Annotated in this window: 2 protein-coding genes; one reads left to right on the forward strand and one right to left on the reverse strand. The window is 74.5% G+C overall.

What is annotated here, in order from left to right:
• Nucleotides 1-3218, reverse strand: a 3218-nt coding sequence (locus tag E1285_RS43270; RefSeq protein ID WP_132160720.1) for a BTAD domain-containing putative transcriptional regulator, incomplete at its 3' end; no start/stop codon positions are given.
• Between the two features lie 231 nt (nt 3219-3449).
• Between E1285_RS43270 and E1285_RS43275 the strand changes: the two genes are divergently transcribed.
• A partial coding sequence (locus E1285_RS43275; RefSeq protein WP_132160721.1) for an MFS transporter occupies nt 3450-4854 on the forward strand: 1405 nt, incomplete at its 3' end.

A 4854-nucleotide genomic window follows, 5' to 3' on the forward strand; every position in this document is an offset into this window, starting at 1 on the left:
CCCCCACCACCGCCCCCGACGTGATAGCCGCTCTCCCCGAAGCTTTCGGCACCCTCGCTCGGGGCATCGCCCCCTGAGAGGGCGGCTCGCACCGCGGCCGTGATGCGGTCGACGTCTCCGCGTTCCTCGGGCGGCAGGGGCGCACCCGCGGACTCGCGCAGGGCGGCGGCTTCGCCGAGGAGTCGTGCCGCTTCCGCGGGGGCACCCGTCAGGGCCGCCGCGCCGGCCAGCCCTTCGAGGGCGAGCGCGATCGCCCTGGGATCACCGGTGTCCCGCGCGACCGCGAGGCCCTCACGGTGGAGTTCCGCGGCCGCGGCGGCGTCGCCTCGCTGCTCCGCGGTGAAGCCGAGCTCGGCCAGCCCGAGCGCGATACCCGGCGCGTACCGCACCTCGCGTTCCCAGATGAGAACGTCGCGCATGCGGGCCTCGGCGTCGTCGAGGCGGCCCGCGCGGCGGGCGGTGAGGGCCAGGCCGGTGAGGGCGAAGGCCTCGCCGGGGCGGTAGCCGTGCTCGGCGGCGATGGTCCTGGCCCGCTCGTGGTGCCGGTCCGACTCGGCATGGTCGCCCGCCAGCAGGGCGATCCGCCCGAGACCGGACTGGAGCAGCGAGACCTGCAGCCACAGCCCGAGCTCCTCGGCCAGCCGGAGTCCGTCGCGGCAGAGCTCGGCGGATCTGCGGTGGTCGCCCCGGATCTCCGCGAGCCGGCCGAGCAGGTCGACGGCCCGGGCCCGCCCCCACCGGTCGCCCAGCTCCCCGAATATCGCCAGGCTCTCCTCCCCGGACCTCTCGAGCGTGCCGAGGTCGCCGCGGACGAGGGCGTGGTTGGCCTCGGTCGCCAGGGCCGCGGCGGTGCCCCAGCGGTCGCCGAGCCGCCGGAACACCGGCAGCGCCCGTTCCACCAGGTCCCGGCTGAGGGCCAGATCGCCGGCGCCGAGCAGCACGTCGCCGAGGAACCACTCCGCCCTGGCGCGTTCGCCCGGGTCGGCGATGGTCTCCGGGGGCGTGTGGAAGTCCGCCGCATGCTCGCCCAGCAGATCGAGGCCGGTCCGCCAGGCCTCGGCCCGCGCCCTCGTCGCTGCGGGGGCCCTGGCCCTGATGTCCAGCGCCATCGCGAACGCGCGCCGTCCCTCGCCGATCCTGCCGCGCAGGTACCAGTACCAGGCCAGCGCGTTGACCAGGCGCAGTGCGAGGACGGCGTCGCGCCGCCGCACGGCCCCCTCCAGCGCCCCGCGCAGGTTCGCGTGTTCGGCGTCCAGGCGCCGAAGCCAGCGCCGCTGGTCAGGGCCGTGCAGCCGCGGCTCCGCGCGTTCGGCCAGCTCGGTGTGGAAGGTCAGGTGCCGGAGGCGGACCCGCTCGGTCTCGCCGGCCTCCTCCAGGCGGTCCAGGGCGTAGGCCGCGACCGATTCCAGCAGCCGGTAGCGGGTCCCGCCCGCGCTTCCGGTCCTGGCCACCATCGAACGGTCGACGAGGCGGGCCAGCAGGCCGAGGACGTCCTCGGGCGCCACGTCGCCGCTGTCCGCGCAGATCTCCTCGGCCGCCTCCAGCGCGCACCCGTCCGCGTGCACCGCGAGCCGCCGGAGCACGAGACGCTCGGGCTCGGACAGCAGCTCCCAGCTCCAGTCGATCATCGCGCGTAGGGTCCGCTGCCGTGCCGGGGCGCCGCGGTTTCCCGAGGAGAGCAGCCGGAACCGGTCGTCGAGCCGTTCGGCCAGGTCGTGGACGTCCAGTGCGCGCAGGCGGGTGGCCGCCAGCTCCAGGGCCAGCGGGATGCCGTCCAGCCGGCGGCAGATCGCCGCGACCGCGCGGGCGTTGGCGGCGTCGACCGCGAACCCCGGAACGGCGGCCGCCGCGCGCGCCTCGAACAGCCGGACGGCGCCGAACCTCCGGAGGGCCGCGGGCCCGGTGTCGGCCGGGGACTGGGGCGACTGAAGCGGCGGGACCGGCCAGACGGACTCCCCGGCGAGCCCCAGTGGCTCCTGGCTGGTGGCGAGGACCCGCACTTCGGGCGCCGCCCGCAGAAGCCGCTCGCTCAACGCGGCGACCGCGTCGATCACGTGCTCGCAGTTGTCCAGGACGAGCAGTGCCCGGCGGGTCCGCAGTGCTCCGGCGAGCCGTTCGGCGGGATCGGCGGGTACGCCGGAACGCGGCATGCCCGGCGCGGTGTCGTCGCGTATGTCCAGCACGGCGATGACGGTCTCCGCGAGCCGATCGACCCCCGGCGCCCCGGCGGTCGTCCTGTCGAGGCCTGCCAGCTCGACGAGCCACACGCCGTCCGGATGGCCCGCGGCGGCCCGCGCGGCGGTCTCCAGGGCCAGCCGCGTCTTGCCGACGCCGCCGGGGCCGATGAGGGTGACCAGCCGGGCGGACTCCAGCAGCGCCTGGACCTGGGCCACCGCCTCGTCGCGCCCGACCAGCTCGCTGATCTGTGCGGGGAGGTTCGTCCGCGGAGGCGTCCGGGGCGCGGTGGCCAGGGTGAAGTCCTGCTCCAGGATCCGCCGGTGGAGATCGGCGATCTCCGGGCCGGGGTCCAGGCCCAGCTCCTCACGCAGGCGGGCCCGCAGGCCGGTGTAGGTCTCCAGCGCCTCGCTCTGCCGTCCGGTGCCGTACAGGGCGCGCATGTACGCGGAACGGAGCCGTTCGCGCAGCGGATGGCTATCCACCAGATCGCCCAGCTCCCCCACCAGGGGACCCGGCTCGCCGATCTCCAGGCGCGCCTCCGCCCGTTCCTCGAGGGCCGTGAGCCGCTGCTCCTCCAGGAAGGCGATGGCCGGCCGGGCGAACTCCGCGTCGGCGAAGTCGGCGAGGGCCGGACCGCGCCACAGGTCCAGCGCCTCGGTCAGCAGGCCCGCCCGCGACCGCGGCGCCTCGGCCTCGCGCGCCCGTGCCAGCAGGCCGGTGAACCGCATCGCGTCCACGGCCTCGGGTTCCACCCGGAGCCGGTAACCGAGCGCCTCCGCGAAGGACACCAGGTCCCTGGCGCCGGGCTCGGCCTCGTCCAGGGTCCGGCGCAGCTGCGAGACCTTGACCTGCAGCGCCCCGGCCGGATTGCGCGGCGGCGCGCCGCCCCACAGATCTTCGACCAGCCGGTCCACCGGCACCGGCCGCCCCTCGTGCCCGAGCAGGACGGCCAGCAGCGCGCGGACCTTCGCACCGCGAACCACCACCGGGGCGCCGTCCGCCGTCCAAACCCCCAGCGGCCCGAGCACCCCGAATCGCATGTCTCCACGATATCGGGCGGTTTCTCCCAAGATCAGGCTCGCTTACCCCCCACCGTCGCCGGCGGAAAGTGCGCGGTAAGCGCCCGATAAGCGCCCGTCGACATGCTCGACGCACCGAGCCGCACAGGCACCTCCGAAAGAAGAGCGCGATGACCGTCACCGGACCCCGAACCCCTGTGCGGCATGACCGAAGCCTTGCCCTGAACCTTCTGACCTTCTGAGGAGACCGCGATGAAATCCCCCGGAACGGGGACCGCCGGCGCCAGGTCGCGCTGGGTCCTCGGCCTGCTGGCCTTCTCCAGCCTGATCACTTCGCTCGACTTCACCATCGTGTACGTGGCGCTGCCCGACATCGCACGCGAGGTGGGACTGTCCGGTCACGCCACCCAGTGGGTGGTCAGCGCCTACGCCATCTTCTTCGGCGGCTTCCTGCTGCTGGGCGGCCGCTCGGCCGACCTGCTGGGACGCCGCCGCATGTTCGTCCTGGGGATGCTGGTGTTCGGCGGCGCGTCGCTGCTGGGCGGCCTGGCGACCTCACCCGCGACCCTGATCGCCGCGCGGGCCCTCCAGGGAATCGGCGGTGCCGTCCTGTTCCCCGCCACGCTCTCCCTGGTCACCACCAGATTCACCGAAGGCCCCGCGCGCGTCCGGGCCTTGGCCGTGTGGGCCATGGCCGGCGCGGGCGGGCTGAGCCTGGGCGCTCTGCTCGGCGGGGTCCTGACCCACGCGGTCGGCTGGGAGGCGGTGTTCCTGGTGAACGTGCCGCTGGTCGTGGCGGGAACGGCGGGCGCGTTCGTCCTGCTCGACCGCGACGGCCCGCGCGAGCGGGGACGCGGCTTCGACATCCCCGGCGCCCTGACCGGCACGGCCGGGTCGACCCTCCTCGTGTTCGCCGTCGCCCAGGGCCCCGAGGCCGGCTGGACCGCGCCCTCCGTCGTCGCCTCCGCCGTCCTCGCGGTGGTGCTGCTGACCGCGTTCATCACCATCGAGGCCCGTACCGCGAACCCGCTGATGCCGCTGCGGCTGTTCGCCAACCCGAACCTCCGCGCCGGCCTGCTGGTGATCCTCACCTTCGGCATCACCATGCAGAACCTCGTCTACTTCCTCACCCTCTACTTCCAGGACGTGCTCGGCTACTCGGCGCTGCGGGGCGGGCTGGCCTTCCTGAGCCTCTCGGCGGTCATCGGGATCGCCAACCTCGTCGCCGAGCGCCTGATCATCCGCATCGGCGCCCGCACGACCCTGATCACCGCCCTGCTGCTGGGCTCCGGCGGCGGCGCGCTGATGGCCCTCGGCATGCGCACGGACGGCTCGTACTGGACGATCCTCGCCGGACTGGTCGTCTACGGGTCCGGCATGGGGATGATCTACCCGACCATGTTCGGGGCCTCCGGAACCGGAGTGGCCGACGATGACCAGGGCGCCGCCGGCGGGATGGCCAACACCGCCCTCCAGATCGGGACCAGCGTGGGCCTGGCCATCCTGGTCAGCGTCTCCACCTCCGGGCTCGCCGGCCTGACCGGCGAGACCCTGCGCGCCGCCACCTCCGACGGCCTGCGCAACGCGGTCTACATCGCGGCCGCACTCACCCTCGCGGGCATTTTCGCGGCCCTTACCCTCCCCCGCAGCATCACCC

It is taken from the genome of Actinomadura sp. 7K507 (genome assembly GCF_004348425.1).
Classification (GTDB): Bacteria; Actinomycetota; Actinomycetes; order Streptosporangiales; family Streptosporangiaceae; genus Spirillospora.